At 71.7% G+C, this 19,431-nt stretch carries 13 protein-coding genes and 2 pseudogenes; 6 read left to right on the plus strand and 9 right to left on the minus strand.

Annotation, left to right across the window (positions count from 1 at the left end; genetic code table 11):
* Window positions 1-9: 9 nt before the first annotated feature.
* The 7 genes from A8W25_RS09850 to A8W25_RS09880 form a co-directional block, all read right to left on the minus strand.
* Window positions 10-1,446, minus strand: a complete 1,437-nt coding sequence (locus A8W25_RS09850) for a PP2C family protein-serine/threonine phosphatase (protein ID WP_067158670.1) — start codon at window positions 1,444-1,446, stop codon at window positions 10-12.
* A 146-nt stretch (window positions 1,447-1,592) separates the two neighbouring features.
* Window positions 1,593-1,907 carry an MFS transporter gene (locus tag A8W25_RS09855; protein ID WP_067158672.1) on the minus strand — a complete coding sequence of 105 codons (315 nt, stop codon included), beginning with the start codon at window positions 1,905-1,907 and terminating at the stop codon, window positions 1,593-1,595.
* 86 nt (window positions 1,908-1,993) lie between these two features.
* Window positions 1,994-3,226, minus strand: coding sequence for an RNA polymerase sigma factor (locus A8W25_RS09860; RefSeq protein ID WP_067158674.1), 1,233 nt, complete (start codon window positions 3,224-3,226; stop codon window positions 1,994-1,996).
* Window positions 3,227-3,412: 186 nt separating this feature from the next.
* Window positions 3,413-5,305: a DNA primase gene (gene dnaG, locus A8W25_RS09865; RefSeq protein WP_067158676.1), complete on the minus strand. Its 1,893-nt coding sequence runs from the start codon at window positions 5,303-5,305 to the stop codon at window positions 3,413-3,415.
* A gap of 75 nt (window positions 5,306-5,380) precedes the next feature.
* Entirely contained in the window at window positions 5,381-6,658 is a 1,278-nt protein-coding gene (locus tag A8W25_RS09870; protein ID WP_067158679.1) for an NAD(P)/FAD-dependent oxidoreductase, read from the minus strand.
* Window positions 6,659-6,803: 145 nt separating this feature from the next.
* Window positions 6,804-8,105 (minus strand): deoxyguanosinetriphosphate triphosphohydrolase, encoded by a 1,302-nt coding sequence (locus tag A8W25_RS09875; protein WP_067158681.1) that lies wholly within the window; start codon window positions 8,103-8,105, stop codon window positions 6,804-6,806.
* Window positions 8,106-8,152: 47 nt separating this feature from the next.
* On the minus strand, window positions 8,153-8,884 hold the full coding sequence (locus tag A8W25_RS09880) for a sirohydrochlorin chelatase (protein ID WP_067158683.1): 732 nt from the start codon (window positions 8,882-8,884) through the stop codon (window positions 8,153-8,155).
* Here A8W25_RS09880 and A8W25_RS09885 point away from each other — a divergent pair.
* The 6 genes and pseudogenes from A8W25_RS09885 to A8W25_RS09910 form a co-directional block, all read left to right on the plus strand.
* Window positions 8,881-10,203, plus strand: a pseudogene (locus A8W25_RS09885) ((2Fe-2S)-binding protein); the annotation flags it as partial. The gene A8W25_RS09880 and the pseudogene A8W25_RS09885 overlap by 4 nt on opposite strands.
* The gene (nirD, locus tag A8W25_RS09890; RefSeq protein WP_067158685.1) at window positions 10,200-10,532 is read left to right on the plus strand and encodes a nitrite reductase small subunit NirD; all 333 of its coding nucleotides are present in this window, start codon (window positions 10,200-10,202) and stop codon (window positions 10,530-10,532) included. The pseudogene A8W25_RS09885 and the gene nirD, both read left to right, overlap by 4 nt.
* 69 nt (window positions 10,533-10,601) lie before the next feature.
* Window positions 10,602-11,186 (plus strand): TetR/AcrR family transcriptional regulator, encoded by a 585-nt coding sequence (locus tag A8W25_RS09895; RefSeq protein ID WP_067158687.1) that lies wholly within the window; start codon window positions 10,602-10,604, stop codon window positions 11,184-11,186.
* Window positions 11,187-11,273: 87 nt separating this feature from the next.
* Entirely contained in the window at window positions 11,274-12,068 is a 795-nt protein-coding gene (locus A8W25_RS09900) for an SDR family NAD(P)-dependent oxidoreductase (protein WP_067158689.1), read from the plus strand.
* A 58-nt stretch (window positions 12,069-12,126) separates the two neighbouring features.
* Window positions 12,127-12,885, plus strand: a pseudogene (locus A8W25_RS32160) (oxidoreductase); the annotation flags it as partial.
* Window positions 12,886-12,913: 28 nt separating this feature from the next.
* Window positions 12,914-14,755 carry an APC family permease gene (locus A8W25_RS09910; protein ID WP_067158693.1) on the plus strand — a complete coding sequence of 614 codons (1,842 nt, stop codon included), beginning with the start codon at window positions 12,914-12,916 and terminating at the stop codon, window positions 14,753-14,755.
* Window positions 14,756-14,822: 67 nt separating this feature from the next.
* On the opposite strand, the gene A8W25_RS09915 is transcribed toward A8W25_RS09910, so the two are convergent.
* Both A8W25_RS09915 and ppdK read right to left on the minus strand, forming a co-directional pair.
* Entirely contained in the window at window positions 14,823-15,833 is a 1,011-nt protein-coding gene (locus A8W25_RS09915; RefSeq protein ID WP_079125931.1) for an ArsR/SmtB family transcription factor, read from the minus strand.
* Window positions 15,834-16,380: 547 nt separating this feature from the next.
* Window positions 16,381-19,104, minus strand: a complete 2,724-nt coding sequence (ppdK, locus tag A8W25_RS09920; RefSeq protein ID WP_067158694.1) for a pyruvate, phosphate dikinase — start codon at window positions 19,102-19,104, stop codon at window positions 16,381-16,383.
* Window positions 19,105-19,431: the final 327 nt, after the last annotated feature.

A 19,431-nucleotide genomic window follows, 5' to 3' on the forward strand; every position in this document is an offset into this window, starting at 1 on the left:
CCGGGGAGTTCAGGACCCGATGCGTGCCACCAGCACGCACGCGTCGTCCTCGCGGTCCGTCTCGCCGAACTCCTCGACCACCGTCCGCACGCCGTCCTGCGCCGTACGGACCGTTTCGAGGCGGGGGGCGAGCGCCAGCAGCCTGCGGCACCCCGGCTCGTCCGAGGTGCCCCGCCGGGTCAGCCCGTCGGTGTGCAGGACCAGCAGATCGCCGGGCCTCAGCTGCACCTCGGCCTGTCCGTACCCGGCTCCTGACGTCGCTCCGAGCAGCACCCCGTCCGGCGGCGTCAGGGCGCACCCCGTCCCGCCGCGGAACAGCAGCGGGGCGGGGTGTCCTGCCTGTGCCCAGGAGAGGAGACGGGTGGCCGGGTCGTACTGGCAGCAGACCGCGCTGCCGAGCGCGGGCTGGACCGAGTGGTCGAGCAGCTGGTTGAGGTGGCCCATCAGGTCGCCGGGGCGGATGCCGGCGACCGCCATGCCGCGCAGCGCGCCGAGCAGCATGGCCATGGCGCCGGTGGCGGTGACACCGTGGCCGGTCAGGTCTCCGACGGTCAGTAAGGACCTGCCGTCGGGCAGTTCGAGCGCGTCGTACCAGTCGCCGCCGATGAGCGCGCTGGTGGCCGACGGCAGATAGTGCGCCGCGATGTCGAGCGCCGCCGGGTTGCCCTGGGGCAGTCGCAGGGAGCCGCGCCACGGCGGCAGCACGGCCTCCTGGAGCTCGACCGCGAGCCGGTGCTCGGTCTGGGCGATGTGCCGCTCGCGCCGCAGCGAGTCGCGTGACTCCCGTACGGCGCGCTGGCTGCGGCGCAGCTCGCTGACGTCACGCAGCACGGCCCACATCGACGCGGTGCAGCCGTCGGCGTCGAGCACGGGCTCGCCCATCATGTGCAGCGTCCGCACCCGTCCGTCGGTGCGGACGATACGGAACTCCCCGTCGATCGGCTTCCCGTCGACCAGACAGTCCGTCACCATGGCCGTGAGCAGCGCCTGGTCCTCGGCGAACACCATCGACGGCAGTTCGTCGAGCGACATCGCTCCGCTCTCGGGCGCCCGTCCGAATATCTGGAAGAGCTCATCCGACCAGTCCACCGCGTCCGTGAGCAGGTTCCACTCGGCGCTGCCGACCCGGCTGAGCAGGGACCCGGGCATCGGGTCGAGCGCGAGGGCGGGCGGCGGCTCCTCCTCTTCGGCCTCCTCCGGGACGGGCTCGGGCAGGCCCTCCTTCAGCTGGTCCAAGTGCGTGCCGAGGTCGTCGAGGTGATGGACCGCCAGGTCGCACAGGGCGCGCTGCCAGCGGCCGTGCGCGTCGTCGTCCTCCACCAGCGCGTCGCGCCGGACGGCGTCCACTCCACCGCGCAGCCGACGGGTCTGCGTGATCAGCGCGTCGACCGTCTCCCGCTCCGGCGGTTGCGGGCTGGGACGGTCCGCGAACAGATGGGACGGCATGACGTACTCCGATACAGGCGCGGCACTGCATGTCGGAAGGATGGACCGGTAACGACTGTTGCACAGGGAGCGATGCCCCGTAAGGGATTTGGCAACACTCGATACGGTGGTGCTTCTGGCATATGCCTGAGGCCTTCCGTGGGCGATCAGCGCACCCCCCGCCGAACAGGGAAACCACGGGTACGCGCGGTCCAAACCACCAGTACAGCACCGATGACGAGCGGCAGGGACGCCCAAGGGAGCGCACCGGCGCCCGCGTTCTCCAGCACGACCCCTCCGGCCAGCGATCCGGCGGCGATCCCGGCGTTGTAGACGGTCGCCTGGAGCGAGGTCGCCACGTCCGCGTGCTCCGGTCCCGAGACGTCGACCAGAGCGGTCTGGATCCGTGTCGGCGCTCCGCCGAACGCCGCGCCCCACAGCGCGACCGCGACCAGCAGTACGGCGGGCGTGTCCCAGGTCATGTGGCGGAGCCACCTGTCCTGGGACACCGTGCGGCGAGCGTGCGTGCCGGGCGTCGGGGCGCAGGCGGGGGTTCAAAGACAGGCTCTCAGTCCAGGTAACCCCTCAGCTGGTCCGCGAAGGCGTGGTCGCGGAGTTTGTTCAGCGTCTTCGACTCGATCTGGCGGATGCGTTCGCGCGTCACGCCGAAGATGCGGCCGATCTCCTCCAGCGTGCGCGGGCGGCCGTCCGCGAGCCCGTAGCGCAGCTGGACCACCTTGCGCTCGCGCTCGCCCAGCGTGGACAGCACCGCCTCCAGGTGCTCGCGCAGCAGCAGGAACGCCGCCGACTCCACGGGGGACGCCGCGTCGCCGTCCTCGATCAGGTCGCCGAGCGCGACGTCGTCCTCCTCGCCCACGGGCGCGTGCAGCGAGACCGGCTCCTGGGCGAGCCGCAGCACCTCGCTCACCCGCTCGGGCGCCAGGTCGAGATGGGCGGCCACCTCGTCCGGCGTCGGCTCGTAGCCGCGCTCCTGGAGCATCCGGCGCTGCACCCGGACGACCCGGTTGATCAGCTCCACCACATGGACGGGGACGCGGATCGTCCGGGCCTGGTCGGCCAGCGCGCGGGACATGGCCTGGCGGATCCACCACGTCGCGTACGTGGAGAACTTGTAGCCGCGCGCGTAGTCGAACTTCTCGACCGCGCGGATCAGCCCGAGGTTTCCCTCCTGGACCAGGTCGAGCATGGTGAGCCCGCGCCCCACATAGCGTTTGGCGACGGAGACGACCAGGCGCAGGTTCGCCTCGATCAGGCGGCGTTTGGCCATCCGCCCCATGACGACCAACTTGTCGAGGTCCACGGCGAGTTGGGAGTCGAGGTCGGGGGTGCTGCCGAGCTTCTCCTCGGCGAACAGGCCGGCTTCCACCCGGCGGGCGAGCTCGACCTCCTCGGCGGCGGTGAGCAGCGGGATACGTCCGATCTCCCGCAGATACTGCCGGAAGAGATCGGAGGACGGGCCGCCGGTGTCCACCCGCCCCGGCACCCTCTCGGGTGGCTCCGGGACGTCCACCACGTCGTCGGCGGTCTCGACGGGGGGCACTTCGGCCTCGGGGTGGAGCACGGCCCGGGTCTGCGGGGGCACGGTGGCCACGACGTCGTTGTCGGTCAGGGTCCGGGTCTGCACGGGGGCGACCTCCAGGGTGATCGCTGCCGGATCGGGGGCGTGCGGCAGCGGGACGGGGGCGGCCGGGCCGCTGTCCGTCCCGTACACGATGAGCGGATCCGCGGGGGTGAGGTACCCACCTTCGGTGGGCCGGCCGCGCTCCGAGGACTCAGGCACCGCACCCCAGTGTGGGGTAAGACACATCTCCGCCACGAGGGGCGTGCGGTGACTTTTTGAAGCCGGTCCGTGACCGGGCGGTTACCCGAGCGGCAGCGGCTCGCGCCACGCTGTTACGGGGCCCGGGTACCCCGGGAGGGGCCGGATAGGCGGGCCGGGTGCCCGGAATCGGGCCCCGGCCGGGCTTCAGAGGGCTTCCGCGCCCCGGTTGCGCAGCGCCTGGCCGTACTGCTGGAGGACCCACAACTCGTTCTGCACGGCGGCCAGTCGCTCCGGGTCGCCGTTCTGCCCGAGGCGGGCCAGGGTGCCCTGGATGTCGAGGAGGCGGCGGTCGACGGCGCGGCGGCGGACGGCGACCAGTTGCTCGCCCGCGTACGCCTCGTCGACCACGCGCGCGTGGATGGCCTCCACGGCGAGCTCGGTGACGAGCGCGCGGACGGTGTCGTTGGGCGCCGAGTCCATGACCGCCGGGAGGTAGTCGGAGGGCGCGTCCGTGGCGCCGCCCGCGTCCATGACGCACTGGCGCACCGCGGCGTACGGCGGGGCCGTGAACTCGTCCACGCCGTACGCGTCGAAGGCCGGGGAGACCAGGTGCGGGTACTGGAGGGCGAGCTTGAGGAGCTCGCGCTCGGTGCGGTGGGCGGGGCTGCGCAGGTTCAGGGCCGGGCCGGAGGGGGCCGCGGCCGGGGCCTGCGCCTCCCCGTACTCACGGCGGCGCTCGGGGGCCGGGCCCTTGCCTCCCCGGTCGCGGGCCCAACGGGCCAGCTGGGCCACGCGCTTGACCACGAACTGGGTGTCCAGGATGCCGAGGATGCCGGCCAGCTGGACCGCCACCTCGTGCTGGGAGGCGATGTTCTTGATGCGGGCGACGATCGGGGCGGCCTCGTCGAGCGCGGCCGCGCGGCCCGCCGGGGTCTCCAGGTCGTACCGCTGGACGATCTGGCGGATCGCGAACTCGAAGAGCGGGGTGCGGGGCTGGACCAGCTCGGTGACCGCCTCGTTGCCCTTGGCGAGGCGCAGGTCGCAGGGGTCCATCCCGTCGGGGGCGATGGCGATGTAGGTCTCGGCGGCGAACTTCTGGTCGTCCTCGAAGGCGCGCAGGGCGGCCTTCTGGCCCGCCGAGTCGCCGTCGAAGGTGAAGATCACGCGCGCGCTGCCGTTGTCCATCAGGAGGCGGCGCAGGATCTTGATGTGGTCGCCGCCGAAGGCGGTGCCGCAGGTGGCGATGGCGGTGGTGACCCCGGCGAGGTGACAGGCCATCACATCGGTGTAGCCCTCGACGACCACCGCGCGGCTGGACTTGGCGATGTCCTTCTTGGCCAGGTCGATCCCGTACAGGACCTGCGACTTCTTGTAGATCGCGGTCTCGGGGGTGTTGAGGTACTTGGGGCCGTTGTCGTCGTCGCGGAGCTTGCGGGCGCCGAAGCCGACCACTTCGCCGGAGACATCGCGGATCGGCCACATCAGCCGGCCGCGGAAGCGGTCGATGGGGCCGCGGCGGCCCTCCTGGGAGAGCCCGGAGAGGGTCAGCTCCTTGTCGCTGAAGCCCTTGCCGCGCAGGAAGCGGGTGAGGTGGTCCCAGCCCGCCGGGCTGTAGCCGACGCCGAAGTGGGCGGCGGCGGCCTGGTCGAAGCCGCGCTCGGCGAGGAACTTGCGGCCGATCTCGGCCTCGGGGCTGGTGCCCAGCTGCTCGATGTAGAACTGGGCGGCGACCTTGTGCGCCTCGACCAGGCGGATGCGCTCGCCGCGCTGGTGGGAGGGGTTGTAGCCGCCCTCCTCATACCGCAGGGTGATGCCCGCGGTGGCGGCCAGGCGCTCGACGGCCTCGGAGAACGACAGGTGGTCGATCTTCCGGACGAAGGCGATCGTGTCGCCGCCTTCCTGGCAGCCGAAGCAGTGGAAGAGGCCCTTGCTGGGGCTGACCTGGAAGGACGGGGACTTCTCGTCGTGGAAGGGGCAGAGGCCCTTGAGGTTGCCGCCGCCCGCGTTGCGCAGCTGGAGGTACTCGGACACGACGGCGTCGATCGGGACCGCGTCCCGGACCGCCTTCACGTCGTCATCGTTGATCCTGCCTGCCACGCGGCAAGTCTACGGTGCGGGACGGACACTCCTGGGGCGCCGCCGGCGCCCCAGGAGCCCCCAGGCCTGTGACACTCAGGGCGTCGTCATCAGGTCCCCCAGGGGGACCGACGGGTCCGCCAGGCGGTCGGGGTCGATCTCGACGCCCTTGGTTCCGGCCCTGATCAGGCCCTGGATCGCCTCTGTGACGTCCCACACGTTCACGTTCATCCCCGCCAGCACCCGCCGCTCCTTCAGCCAGAAGGCGATGAACTCGCGCTTGCCCGCGTCGCCCCTGAGCACCACCTGGTCGTAGCTGCCGGGGGGCGCCCAGCCCGAGTACTCCAGGCCCAGGTCGTACTGGTCGGAGAAGAAGTACGGCACGCGGTCGTACGCGACCTCCTGGCCCAGCATCGCGCGCGCGGCGGCCGGGCCGCCGTTGAGGGCGTTGGCCCAGTGCTCCACCCGCAGCCGGGTGTCGAGCAGCGGGTGGTGGGCCGCGGCCACGTCGCCCGCGGCGAAGATGTCCGGGTCGGAGGTGCGCAGCGAGGCGTCGACCGCGACCCCGCCGCCGTGCCGGCGGTCGACCAGGGCGAGCCCGGCGGCCTCGGCGAGCGCGGTGCGCGGCGCGGCCCCGATCGCGGCGAGCACGTCGTGCGCCGGGTGCTCCTCGCCGTCGTCGGTGCGGGCGGCGAGGACCATGCCGTCCTGGCCGGTGATCTCGGTGAGCCGGGCGCCGAAGTGGAAGCGGACGCCGTGCTCGGCGTGCAGCTCGGTGAAGATCTGGCCGAGCTCGGGGCCGATGACCTGGTGCAACGGGGTCTGCTCGGGCTCGACGACGGTGACCTCCGCCCCGTACCCGCGCGCGGCGGCGGCGACCTCCAGGCCGATCCAGCCGGCCCCGGCGATCACCAGGTGGCCGTTGTCGCGGCCGAGGGCCTTGAGCATGTTGCGCAGCCGCTCGGAGTGGGCGAGGCGGCGCAGATGGTGGACGCCCGCCAGTCCGGTGCCGGGGATGTCGAGGCGGCGGGGCTCGGAGCCGGTGGCGAGCAGCAGCTTGTCGTAGCCGATGAGGGTGCCGTCGCCCAGGCGGACGGTCCTGGCCTCGCGGTCGATGGCGGTGACGGTCTGGCCGAGGTGGAGCTCCACGTCGTTCTGCGCGTACCAGCCGGGCTCGTGGACGAAGACGCTGTCGCGCTCCTCCTTGCCGGAGAGGAAGCCCTTGGACAGGGGAGGCCGTTCGTAGGGGTGCTCCCGCTCGTCGCCGATGAGGATCACCCGGCCGTTGAACCCCTCGGCGCGCAGGGTCTCGGCGGCCTTGGCCCCGGCCAGTCCTCCACCGACAATGACAAATGTCCGGTCTGCGTCGACCACTTGATGCCTCCTCGTTGCTCAACCGCCATCTGCGAGCGTCCCGCACGGAGCGTGATGGGGGAAGAGGGCTTGCTCCGTTGGGGGCGCCGAGTGGCCGGGCTTCATCGGTGCGTCATCGGTGCGTGAACGCGCCCTCCACCGTGCCTCATCGGTGCCGGGCGGTGAGTCTGGCGTGCAGGGACAGGGCGGCCGCGTCGGTGAGCGACGCGATCTGGTCGACGATGACCCGTTTGCGGGCGCGGTCGTCGCGGGCGGTGGCGAAGAGCGCGCGGAACTGCGGGTCGAGCCCCTCCGCGGGGGCGCGCGCGGTGAGCGCTTCGGCCAGTTCGGCCAGAATGATGCGCTGGTCGGCGCGGAGCCGCTCCTGCTCGTCGCGCTGCATCACATAGCGGTCGGCCACCGCCTTGAGCACCGCGCACTCGTTGCGCGTCGCGCGCGGGACGACCAGCTCCGCCCCGTACCTGCTCAGACGACCCGAGCCGTGCCGCTCCCGGGTCGCCCCCTCGGCGGCCAGGCAGAACCGGCCGATGAGCTGGCTGGTGGCGTCCTTGAGGCGGGCCTGGGCGACCGCCGAGCCGTCGTACCCGTGCGGCCACCACTCCTCGTCGATCAGCCGGTCCAGCGCGTCCGCGAGCTCCTGCGGGGCGGTGTCCGACGGCACGTACCGCCCGATGGCCACACGCCAGATGTCCTCGCGCTCGGGCTCGGAGAAGAGCAGGTTGGGGTCGATGTGGCCGGCGTGCAGTCCGTCCTCGAAGTCGTGGACCGAGTACGCCACGTCGTCCGACCAGTCCATGACCTGGGCCTCGAAGCACTTGCGGTGCGGCTCGGCGCCCTCGCGCACCCAGTCGAAGACCGGCAGGTCGTCCTCGTAGACCCCGAACTTCACGGACTGCGGGTCGGTGGGGTGGCCGCCGCGCGCCCACGGGTACTTGGTGGCCGCGTCCAGGGCGGCCCTGGTGAGGTTGAGGCCGACGCTGACGGGCTCGCCGGTCCGCTCGTCGCGCACGAAGCGCTTGGGCTCCAGACGGGTCAGCAGGCGCAGCGACTGGGCGTTGCCCTCGAAGCCGCCGCAGTCCTTGGCGAAGTCGTTGAGCGCCTGCTCGCCGTTGTGCCCGAAGGGCGGGTGGCCCATGTCGTGGGAGAGGCAGGCGGCCTCGACCAGGTCGGGGTCGCAGCCGAGGGCGGCGCCGAGCTCGCGGCCGACCTGGGCGCACTCCAGGGAGTGGGTGAGCCGGGTGCGCGGGCTCGCGTCCCACAGCTGGCCGGTGACACCGGGTGTCACGACCTGCGTCTTGCCCGAGAGACGGCGCAGCGCTCCGGAGTGCAGCACACGCGCGCGGTCGCGCTGGAAAGCGGTGCGGCCGGGCCGTTTGTCCGGTTCGGCGGCCCACCGCTCGACGTCGGACGCCTCGTACCCGGGGTGGTGTGCTGCGATGCCTTCCATGCACCGACAGTAAACGGAACCACTGACAACCGGGGCGGGACCCGTGATCAGGCCGTGGCGAGTTCGCGGTGCGGGGCGGCGAACGGGGCCGCGGCGAGCGCCTGGTCGTAGCGGTGGAGGACGAGGCGGGCGACGGCCGGGTGCGCGCCGAGCGGGGCGGCGGCGACCCCGCGCGCGTGGGCGGCGCTCTGGGTGGCGAACCGGCCGGGCGCGGTGAAGTACGAGGCGATCGCGACCCGGTGGCGGCCCCGCGCGGCGAGTGCCCGCAGCGCCTCGGGGACGGTGGGGGCGGCGGCGGAGGCGTAGGCGGGTATCACCGGTACGCCGCCGAGGCGTTCGCCGAGCATCGCGGCGGTGCGGCGGGTGTCGGCGGCCGACTCCGGGTCGCGCGACCCGGCCCCGGCGAGCACGACGCCTCTGGTGCCACGCGCGCGTGGGTCGTCGTCCCACCCGGCCTCGACGAGCCGCTCGTACAGCGCCTCGACGAGCAGCGGGTGCGGGCCGAGCGGCCGGGCGACGCGGGTGCGCAGGCGCGGGGTGTCGGCGACGGCCGCCGGGATGTCCTGCTTGACGTGGTAGCCGCGGCTCAGCAGCAGCGGTACGAGGACGGCGCGGCCCGCGCCGAGCTCCGCGAGCGTGGCGGGCAGCGCGGGCTCGTCGATCTCGATGTGGCCGAGCCGCACGTCGAGCCCGGGGCGCAGCTCGCGGACGAGGTCGAGCAGGGCGGTGACGGTGCGCAGGGCGCGGGGGTCGCGGCTGCCGTGGGCGACGGCGACCAGGGTGGGCCGTGCTGCCCGCCGGACTCGGCGCCCCCGTGGCGCTCGGCCCGGAGGCGCTGCCCGACGACGCGGTGATCTGCTCCTGCCACAACGTCACCAAGGGCGAGGTCACCCCGCTCTCCTCGCTGCCCGAGGTGAAGAAGTGCACCAGGGCCGGCACGGGCTGCGGCAGTTGCGTCAAGACGCTGGAGAAGCTGCTGCCGAAGACCGGCGACGGCGGTCTGTGCGACTGCTTCGCCCACACCCGCCAGGAGCTGTACGAGATCGCGCTCGCGCTGCGCGTCGGCTCGTACCGCCGGCTCCTGGACGAGCACGGGCGCCCGCAGGCGCGCGGCGGCGAGGGCTGCGAGATCTGCAAGCCCGCCGTCGCCTCCATCCTGGCGAGCCTCGGCCACGGCCACATCCTCGACGGCGAGCAGGCCGCGCTCCAGGACACCAACGACCACTTCCTCGCCAACATCCAGCGCAACGGCTCGTACTCGATCGTGCCGCGCATCCCCGGCGGCGAGATCACCCCCGACAAGCTGATCGTCATCGGCGAGGTGGCCCGCGACTACGGCCTCTACACGAAGATCACCGGCGGCCAGCGCATCGACCTCTTCGGCGCCCGGGTCGACCAGCTCCCGGTGATCTGGGCGCGGCTGGTGGCCGCCGGGTTCGAGTCCGGCCACGCGTACGGCAAGTCGCTGCGCACGGTGAAGTCCTGTGTGGGGCAGACCTGGTGCCGCTACGGGGTGCAGGACTCGGTGAAGATGGCGATCGAGCTGGAGCTGCGCTACCGGGGCCTGCGCTCCCCGCACAAGCTGAAGTCGGCGGTCTCGGGGTGCGCCCGCGAGTGCGCGGAGGCCCAGTCCAAGGACTTCGGCGTGATCGCCACGGCCAACGGCTGGAACCTGTACGTGGGCGGCAACGGCGGGGCCACCCCGCGCCACGCGGACCTGCTGGCCCAGGACCTCACCGACAACGAACTCGTCCGCCTCATCGACCGGTTCCTGATGTTCTACATCCGCACCGCCGACCGCCTGGAGCGCACCTCGGTGTGGCTGGAGCGGATCGAGGGCGGCCTGAAGCACGTCAAGGACGTGGTGGTGAACGACTCGCTCGGCATCTGCGACGAGCTGGAGGCGCTGATGGCCACCCATGTCTCCGCCTACCGCGACGAGTGGGCCGAGACGGTCGAGGACCCCGAGCGCCTCGCCCGGTTCGTCTCCTTCGTCAACGCGCCCGGCACGCCCGACCCCACGGTGCGGTTCGTGCCCGAGCGCGGCCAGATCAAGCCCGAACTGCCCGTCCTGGCCCTGGAGGTGGCCGCGCGATGAACGAGAACAGCATCCGACTCCGACTGGAAGACGGCTGGTTCGAGGTGTGCGAGCGCGAGCGGCTCATCCCGGGCCGGGGGGTCGCCGCGCTGCTGCCCGACGGGCGCCAGGCGGCGGTCTTCACCGACCGCACCGGACGCGCGTACGCGATCGACAACCGCGACCCGTTCACCGGCGCGTACGTCATGTCGCGCGGGCTGCTCGGCTCGGCGCAGGGCCGGGCCTTCGTCGCCTCCCCGCTGCTGAAGCAGCGCTTCGACCTGGAGACGGGCCGGTGCCTGGACGACGAGGAGGTCTCGGTCCAGACGTATGTGACCGAGGCGCCCTGAAAGCCCGGCACCTCCCGCACCTCTCCCCCATCTTGACCGATCGTTCTATATAGCCGTACTGTCATCCTCGTGGCCAGGACCAAGGAATTCGATCCGGACGCCGCGCTCCAGTCGGCCCTAGAGCTGTTCTGGCAGCGCGGCTACGAGGCGACGTCGATGGCGGACCTCGTCGACCGCCTCGGCATCGGCCGCGCCAGCATCTACGCGACCTTCGGCAACAAGCACGAGCTGTATCTGAAGGCGCTCGACCGGTACGGCGAGACGTACAGCGCGATCCTGTTCCGCGAGCTGTCGGGGCCCGGCCCCGCCCTGTCCGCGGTGCGCGCGCTCGTCCGCCGCTTCGCCGCCGAGTCGACGGCCGCCAAAACGCGGCTGATCGGCTGTTTCACCACCAACACCGCCGCCGAGGTGGCCGCGCACGACGCCGCCGCGGCCCGTCGGGTCGAGCAGTCCTGGGAGCAGCTGGAGACACTGCTGCACTCCGCGCTCGTCCGGGCCGTGGCCCAGGGCGAACTGCCGCCCGAGCGCGATCCGCGCTCGCTGGCCCGGATGTTCCTGGTACTCATGCAGGGCATGCGGGTGATGGGCAAGGCGTCCGACGACCCGGCGAGGGTACGGGAGGCGGCCGAGGCCGCACTGGCCCTGCTGGACTGAGCGAGTCCCCCTGATTCCGCCCCACCGGGCGCCGCACCACGTCGGCGCCCCTTTCTCTTCCCTCAATAATAGAACGGTTGGTCAAAAATGTCTGCTCGTCCGTCCGCCCGCCCGGCCGCCCGCTTCACCGACCGGACCGTTCTCGTCACCGGCGCCGGGTCCGGCATAGGCCGGGCGATCGCGCTGGCCTTCGCCGCCGAGGGGGCCCGGGTGGCCGTCGCCGGACGTACCGCCGCCCCGCTCGACGAGACCGTGGCGCTGATCGGGGAGGCGGGCGGGGTGGCGGCCGCGTTCACGGCCGATGTGTCCCGGGCCGAGGACGTACGCGCCCTGGTCGCCTCCACCGTCGCCCGGTTCGGCTCGCTCGACGTCGCCGTCAACAACGCCGGGGTGCTGCGCGGCCGGGGCGGCGCGGCGCTCGCCGACATGGAGCTCGAAGACTGGCAGGCCATGCTCGACACCAACCTCACCGGCGTCTTCCTCGCCCTGGGGGCCGAGGTCGCCCAGATGCGCACCCAGGAGCACGGCGGCGCGATCGTGAACATCGGCTCCAACCTCGGCGCCCACAAGCGGATCCCGGGCGCCGCCGGCTACCTCACCACCAAGGCCGCGGTCTCGGCGCTGACCCGGGCCGCCGCCCTGGACCACATCCAGGACGGCATCCGTATCAACGCGGTCAGCCCCGGCGCCTCCGCCACCACGATGTCGCTGCGCGCGGGCGAGACGGAGGCCGAGCGCGTGGTGCGGATGAAGGAGGACTCGCCGCTGGGCCGGGTCTCGACCACCGCCGAGATCGCGGCGGCGGTCCTCTATCTGGCCTCGGACGACGCGGCCTCCGCGGTGGGCACGGACCTGGTGATCGACGGCGGCTCGGCCGCCTGAGCCGCCCGGTCCCGCGGCCCCCTGCTGTCCGGACCTACCGGACGGTACGGTGGGCCGCATGACTCAGGGCTGGAGCGCGAGGGACATCCCCGACCAGAGCGGCCGTACGGCGGTCGTCACCGGGGCGAACAGCGGCATCGGACTCGTCACGGCACGCGAGCTCGCCCGCAAGGGCGCCCATGTGATCCTGGCCTGCCGCAGCGAGGCCAGGGGCAAGGAGGCCGAGGCCCTGATCCACCGCCAGGTGTACGGCGCGAACGTGGCGTTCGCCCCGCTGGACCTGGCGGACCTGTCCTCGGTCCGCGCCTTCGCAGAAACGTATCGCCACGACACGCTGGACCTCCTGGTCAACAACGCGGGGGTGATGGCGCTGCCGTACGGCAGGACGACGGACGGCTTCGAGCGGCAGTTCGGGGTGAACCACCTGGGCCACTTCGCACTGACGGGCCTGCTCCTGTCCCGGCTGCGGGCGGCTCCGGCGGCGCGGGTGGTGTCGGTCTCCAGCGGACTGCACGCGCTCTCCGACGTCGACCTCGCCGACCTCAACAGCGAGCGCCGCTACCGCCGTTGGATCGCCTACGCCCGCTCGAAGACGGCCAACCTCCTCTTCATCCACGAACTGGCCCGCCAACTGCGCTCGGCGGGCTCGACGGTGGTGGCCGCCGCCGCGCACCCCGGCTACGCCTCGACCAACCTCCAGACGGCGGGCGCCCGCATGGAGGGCCGCCGCGCCGCCGAACGCCTGGCCCAACTGGGCAACCGCCTCCTGGCCCAGCCCGCCGAAACGGGCGCCCTCCCCACGCTGTACGCGGCTTCCCTAAACCCTCCGGCGGACCATCAGGGGCATGCTCATCAAGCCGCTGCCCCAGGCCGCCGCTCCTGCGGCCGACGCACCCCCCATAGAGGCAACCGACCGCCACCGCCTCACCGCCCCCCAGGCCCTCGCCGCACTCTCCCTGGACGCCATGGCCTCCGTCGCCTACGGCCCCGAGGCCATCGTGCTGGTGCTGGCCGCGGCCGGGTCGTACGGGCTCGGGTTCACCCTGCCCGTCACCCTCGCCATCGCCGCCCTGCTCGCCGTGCTCGTCGCCTCGTACCGCCAGGTCATCGCCGCGTTCCCGAACGGCGGCGGCTCGTACGCGGTGGCCCGCGCCCACCTCGGCCCGCGCACCGGCCTGGTCGCCGCAGCCTCGCTCATCCTCGACTACGTACTGAACGTCGCCGTCTCCGTCACCGCCGGCGTCGCCGCGCTGACCTCCGCCTTCCCGGGCCTCTACGGCGACCGCCTCGCCCTCTGCCTCGGCGTCCTCGCCCTCGTCACCGCCGTGAACCTGCGCGGCATCGTCGAGTCCGCCAAGGCCTTCCTCGTGCCCACGGTCGTCTTCGTCGGGGCGATCCTGGCGATCGTCGTCGCCGGGCTGTTCCGCGCCGGGCCGGTCTCGACTCAGGCGGCCGACGGGCACGCCTCCGTCCTGACCGGCAACGCCACCAGCGTGGGCGCGCTGCTCCTGCTCAAGGCGTTCGCGGCCGGCTGCTCCGCGCTGACCGGCGTCGAGGCCGTCGCCAACGCCGTACCGTCCTTCCGCGCCCCGGCCGCCCGGCGCGCCCAGCGCACCGAGGTCGCCCTGGGCGCCCTGCTCGGCATGATGCTGATCGGGCTGGCCGTGCTCATCGGCCGTTTCCACCTCCAGCCGGTCGAGGGCGTCACCGTCCTCGCCCAGCTCGCGGACGCCTCCCTCGGCCACAACTGGGCTTTCTACGTGGTCCAGTTCGCCACCGTCGTGCTGCTCGCGCTCGCCGCCAACACCTCCTTCGGCGGACTGCCCGTCCTCATGTCGCTGCTCGCCCGAGACAACTACCTGCCGCACGTCTTCGGTCTCAAGGCCGACCGCCAGGTGCACCGCCACGGCGTCCTCGCGCTCGCCACCGTCTCGGGCGCGCTCCTGGTCTTCTCCGGCGGCGACACCAACACCCTGGTACCGCTGTTCGCGATCGGTGTCTTCGTCGGGTTCACCCTCTGCCAGACCGGCATGGTGCTGCACTGGAAGCGCGAGGCGTCCGCGCACTGGCGCGCCAAGGCCGCCCTCAACGGCTTCGGCGCCCTGCTGACCGGGGTGAGCGCGGTCGTCGTCACCGCGACCAAGTTCACCGACGGCGCCTGGCTCGTCGCGATCGCGCTGCCGCTGCTCGTGCTCGCCTTCGAGGCGGTGCACCGCGCGTACGACAGGATCAGCGAGCGCATCGGGCTCGGCCGCGTCCCCGAACCGCCGCACCGCGACCGCTCCCTGGTCATCGTGCCCGTCTCGCACCTGTCCCGGCTCACCGCCGACGCGCTGAACGCGGCCGTGTCCCTGGGCGACGAGGTACGGGCGGTCACCGTCACCCACGCCGACGAGGAGGACCGCCGGGCCACCGAGGCGCTGCGCCGCGACTGGCAGCTGTGGAACCCGGGCGTGGAGCTGGTCGAACTGCACTCGCCGCACCGCACGGTGGGCCGCCCGGTCGCCGCGTACGTGGACCGGGTGCACCGCTACCACCCGCACACCCGGGTCACCGTGCTCATCCCGGAGGTCGAGCCCGCCCACGTCTGGCAGCGGCTGCTCCAGAACCAGCGCGGCGCGGTCCTCGCGCACGCGGTGCGGCGCGACACGGACGCGGTCATCTGCCGGCTGCGCTTCCGGCTCTGAGGGCGCACCGGCGACCGCCCCGGGAGCGGCTATTTCCAGCCACCCCCGGGGACCGTCGCCGTACGCCCTACAACGACACCGGGGCGGAACGTTCCGCCATCACCGGCTGGCCGCCCCGCAGCAGCGCCGTCCCCAGCGGGGTCAGCGTGTGCAGGACGGCGCTCCCGTGCCGCAGGGTCACCAGCAGGCCGGCCTCCCGCAGGACACCGGCGTGCTGGCTGGCCGAGGCGAGCGACACCCCCGCGCGGCGGGCGAGTTCGCTCGTCGTACAGCCGTGCCCTATCGACTGGAGCACCGCCGAGCGGGTGTGGCCGACGAGCCGGCCGAGCGAGGGGCCGGGCGCGGTGCCCGCGCTCTGCCTCTCGTACGGCGTGTGGGTGTGGGTCACCGGATACACCAGCACCGGCGGCAGCAGCGGGTCCTGGAGCGCCACCGGGGTGCGGCGGCAGAAGAAGGACGGCTGCAGCAGCAGCCCGCGGCCCTCCAGGTACAGGTCCCGGTCCACCGGGTAGTCCGCCTCCGGGGCGGGAGCCCGCCAGCGCATCATCGGCGGGAGCGAGGCGAGGAGTTCGTCCGCCCCGCCGTCCAGGAGCGCACGGCCGCGGGCCGCCCTGTCGGCGTCGACCCGGGCCTGGATGTGCGTCCAGTACGGCGAGATGGCGGCCCGGTGGTAGCTGTGGAGCACGCCCATGAGACGATCCAGCGGCTCGCTGCCGCCGTCGGCGAGCACCCGCAGCCATCGGGGCAGCCCTCGCGGCCCCGCGACCCGGGAGAGCTCGTCGTGCAGCCGGTCCTGTCCCGTCTCGCGTACGACCTCCAGCCCTGACCCGATGGTGTGCGGCCCTTCGGCGGGCGTGAGAAAGTCGGGAAAATAGCCGCGGCCCGGCACCACTGCGGAGAGCAGACGTGTTTCACCGTTCAACCGGGTACGCGTTTCCGTTCGCCATTCACCGAAGACTAGGGCGCCCCGACGGTCTCTTAATCGATGAAAGCTGAGAATCGTTTCCCACAGCGCGTCCGGACCAGGCGCCATGCGCACCCGGGCCAGGTCCACGCCAGTGAAATGAATACGCAGCACCGAATCTCCACCTGTCTCGAATGTTGCAACATGTTGCATCGTGTTGCATCCGCAATCGTCCCGCCCCTGAGTATGCCTACCGTCACACCCCGTGACCACCGGCCTTTCAGCCACACTTGAAAGGCATCGCGAGCAGCCCGTGTGTACCGAAAAGCTGTACGACGTCGGGCACGACACCGGGCCAACCGGAAAGACGTTGTGAGGACCGTGGGGGGCTTTGCTTCGTCTGGCGGCGGTCGGCATGGTGGCGGCTCCGTGCCCGGCGGGGATGACAGAGTGCGGTTCGCGGATGGGGATCCGTGAACCGCACTCTGCATTTAGGGCCACGGGTCCGTTAAATGTCCGCACTTCAACAGGAATTAAGCGGACGCACACCCAGATAACATCCGCGCTCGGCCGCGGAACAGGCCCGGAAGAACAAGCGGAAGGGCACGCGTGCATGCGGAAGGGGCAGCACCCCCGCACAGGGTGCCGCCCCTTCTATGTGAACCGGAACCGCCGTCGGATCGGTGTTGAGGGTCGGGGACCCGACGGCGGCTCCGGAGCTCTAGCGCGAGTCGCTGCCCTTCGACTCAGCGGCCGCGCGACCCGCCTCAAGGCGCGCCACGGGGATGCGGAACGGGGAGCAGGAGACGTAGTCCAGGCCCACCTCGTGGAAGAAGTGCACCGACTCCGGGTCGCCGCCGTGCTCGCCGCAGACACCGAGCTTCAGGTCGGGGCGGGTGGCCCGGCCGGCCTGTACGGCGGAGCGCACCAGCGAGCCGACGCCGTCCTTGTCGATGGTCTCGAACGGCGAGACCCCGAAGATGCCCTTCTCCAGGTACGCGGTGAAGAAGCTCGCCTCCACGTCGTCCCGCGAGAAGCCCCAGACCGTCTGGGTCAGGTCGTTGGTGCCGAAGCTGAAGAACTGGGCCGCCTCGGCGATCTGACCCGCCGTCAGGGCGGCGCGCGGCAGCTCGATCATCGTGCCGATGGTCAGCTTGAGGTCGGTGCCGGTGGCCGCCTCGACCTCGGCGATGACCCGGTCGGCCTCCTCGCGGACGATCTCCAGCTCCTGGACGGTGCCGACCAGCGGAATCATGACCTCCGCACGCGGGTCGCCCTTGGCGTTGCGGCGCTCGGCGGCCGCCTCGGCGATCGCCCGTACCTGCATGGCGAACAGACCGGGGATGACGAGGCCCAGGCGGACACCGCGCAGACCCAGCATCGGGTTCTGCTCGTGCAGCTTGTGCACGGCCTGGAGCAGGCGCAGGTCGTTCTCGTTGGCGTCCTTGCGGGACTCGGCGAGCGCGACGCGGACCGACAGCTCGGTGATGTCGGGCAGGAACTCGTGCAGCGGCGGGTCCAGCAGACGGACGGTGACGGGCAGGCCGTCCATCGCCTCGAAGAGCTCGACGAAGTCCTTCTTCTGGAGCGGCAGCAGGGCACTGAGTGCCAGCTCGCGCTCCTCGTCGGTGTCGGCCAGGATCAGCCGCTCGACCATCTCGCGCCGCTCACCGAGGAACATGTGCTCGGTGCGGCACAGGCCGATGCCCTGGGCGCCGAACCGCCGCGCCCGCAGGGCGTCCTCGGCGTTGTCGGCGTTGGCCCGTACTCGGAGCCGGCGTACCCGGTCCGCGTACGCCATGATCCGGTGCACGGCCGCGACCAGCTCGTCGGCGTCGTCGGCGCCCGCGTGCATCCGGCCCTCGAAGTACTCGACGACCGGCGACGGGACGACCGGGACCTCACCGAGGTACACCTTGCCGGTGGAGCCGTCGACGGAGACCAGGTCGCCCTCTTCGATGACGGCGCCGGACTGCGTCGTCATCCGGCGGCGCTTGGTGTCGACCTCAAGCTCCTCGGCGCCGCAGACACAGGTCTTGCCCATGCCGCGCGCCACGACCGCCGCGTGCGAGGTCTTGCCGCCGCGCGAGGTCAGGATGCCCTCGGAGGCGATCATGCCGTCGAGGTCGTCGGGGTTGGTCTCGCGGCGGATCAGGATGACCTTCTCGCCCGAGCGCGACCACTTGACGGCGGTGTACGAGTCGAAGACCGCCTTGCCGACGGCCGCACCGGGCGAGGCCGCGATGCCCCGGCCGATCAGCTCGGTCTTGGCGGACTCGTCGAAGCGCGGGAACATCAGCTGGGCGAGCTGGGCGCCGTTGACGCGCTGGAGCGCCTCGGCCTCGTCGATCAGGCCCTGGTCCACGAGCTGGGTCGCGATCCGGAAGGCGGCACCGGCGGTGCGCTTGCCGACCCGGGTCTGGAGCATCCAGAGCTGGCCGCGCTCGATGGTGAACTCGATGTCGCAGAGGTCCTTGTAGTGGGTCTCAAGGGTCTCCATGATCTGCATGAGCTGGTCGTACGACTTCTTGTCGATCGCCTCCAGCTCGGCCAGCGGCACGGTGTTGCGGATGCCCGCGACCACGTCCTCGCCCTGGGCGTTCTGCAGGTAGTCGCCGTAGACGCCCTGGTGGCCGGAGGCCGGGTCGCGGGTGAAGGCGACGCCGGTGCCCGAGTCGGGGCCGAGGTTGCCGAACACCATGGAGCAGATGTTGACGGCGGTGCCCAGGTCGCCCGGGATGCGCTCCTGGCGGCGGTAGAGCTTGGCGCGGTCGGTGTTCCACGAGTCGAAGACCGCCTTGACGGCGAGGTCCATCTGCTCGCGCGGGTCCTGCGGGAAGTCGCGTCCCGCCTCGGTCTTGACAACCTTCTTGAAGTGCTTGACCAGCTTCTTCAGGTCGGCGGCGTCGAGGTCGGTGTCGACGGTGACCTTCTTGGCGGCCTTGGCCTCGTCGAGGGCCTCCTCGAAGAGCTCGCCGTCCACGCCGAGCACGGTCTTGCCGAACATCTGAATGAGGCGGCGGTAGGAGTCCCAGGCGAAGCGCTCGTCGCCCGACTGCTTGGCGAGCCCGGTCACCGAGGCGTCCGAGAGGCCGATGTTGAGGACCGTGTCCATCATGCCGGGCATGGAGAACTTGGCGCCCGAGCGTACGGAGACGAGCAGCGGGTCGTCGGCCTGGCCGAGCTTCTTGCCCATCTTCTGCTCAAGGGCGTCGAGGTGCGCACTGACCTCGTCGCGCAGCGCGGCCGGCTCCTCGCCGCTGTCGAGGTAGACCTTGCACGCCTCGGTGGTGATGGTGAAGCCGGGAGGGACCGGCAGACCGAGGTTGGTCATCTCGGCGAGGTTCGCGCCCTTTCCACCGAGCAGGTCCTTGAGGTCCCTGTTCCCTTCGGTGAAGTCGTAGACGAACTTCTGGCTGTGCTGGAGGTCTTTGTCTTCCGACACGGGTCTCGACTCCTCGGCTCTCCGAAAAAGCGTGGCGGCTGCCCTGACGGCGAGGAACATACCCAGATCGAAGGTGTCTGGGTACGTCCACTTGCGCGTCATGGGGCCTTAACCACTCGTCCGCCAGCAGATCGAAAGTAACCGCCATGTAACCGGAGCGATCATGATGCCTTCACTCCCTGAAGGATCACTTGCCCGTAGAGCGTGATTTCCGCTCGTTCGAGCGGGCACATCGACAAGTGAGTTCACTTCTTGAAGACAGAAGGGGTGGCACTCAGTGCCACCCCTTCTAGAGGTGCAGCCGCTCAAAAACTGCTCATCTGAGCG

It is taken from the genome of Streptomyces sp. ERV7, assembly GCF_001653515.1.
Taxonomy (GTDB): Bacteria; Actinomycetota; Actinomycetes; order Streptomycetales; family Streptomycetaceae; genus Streptomyces.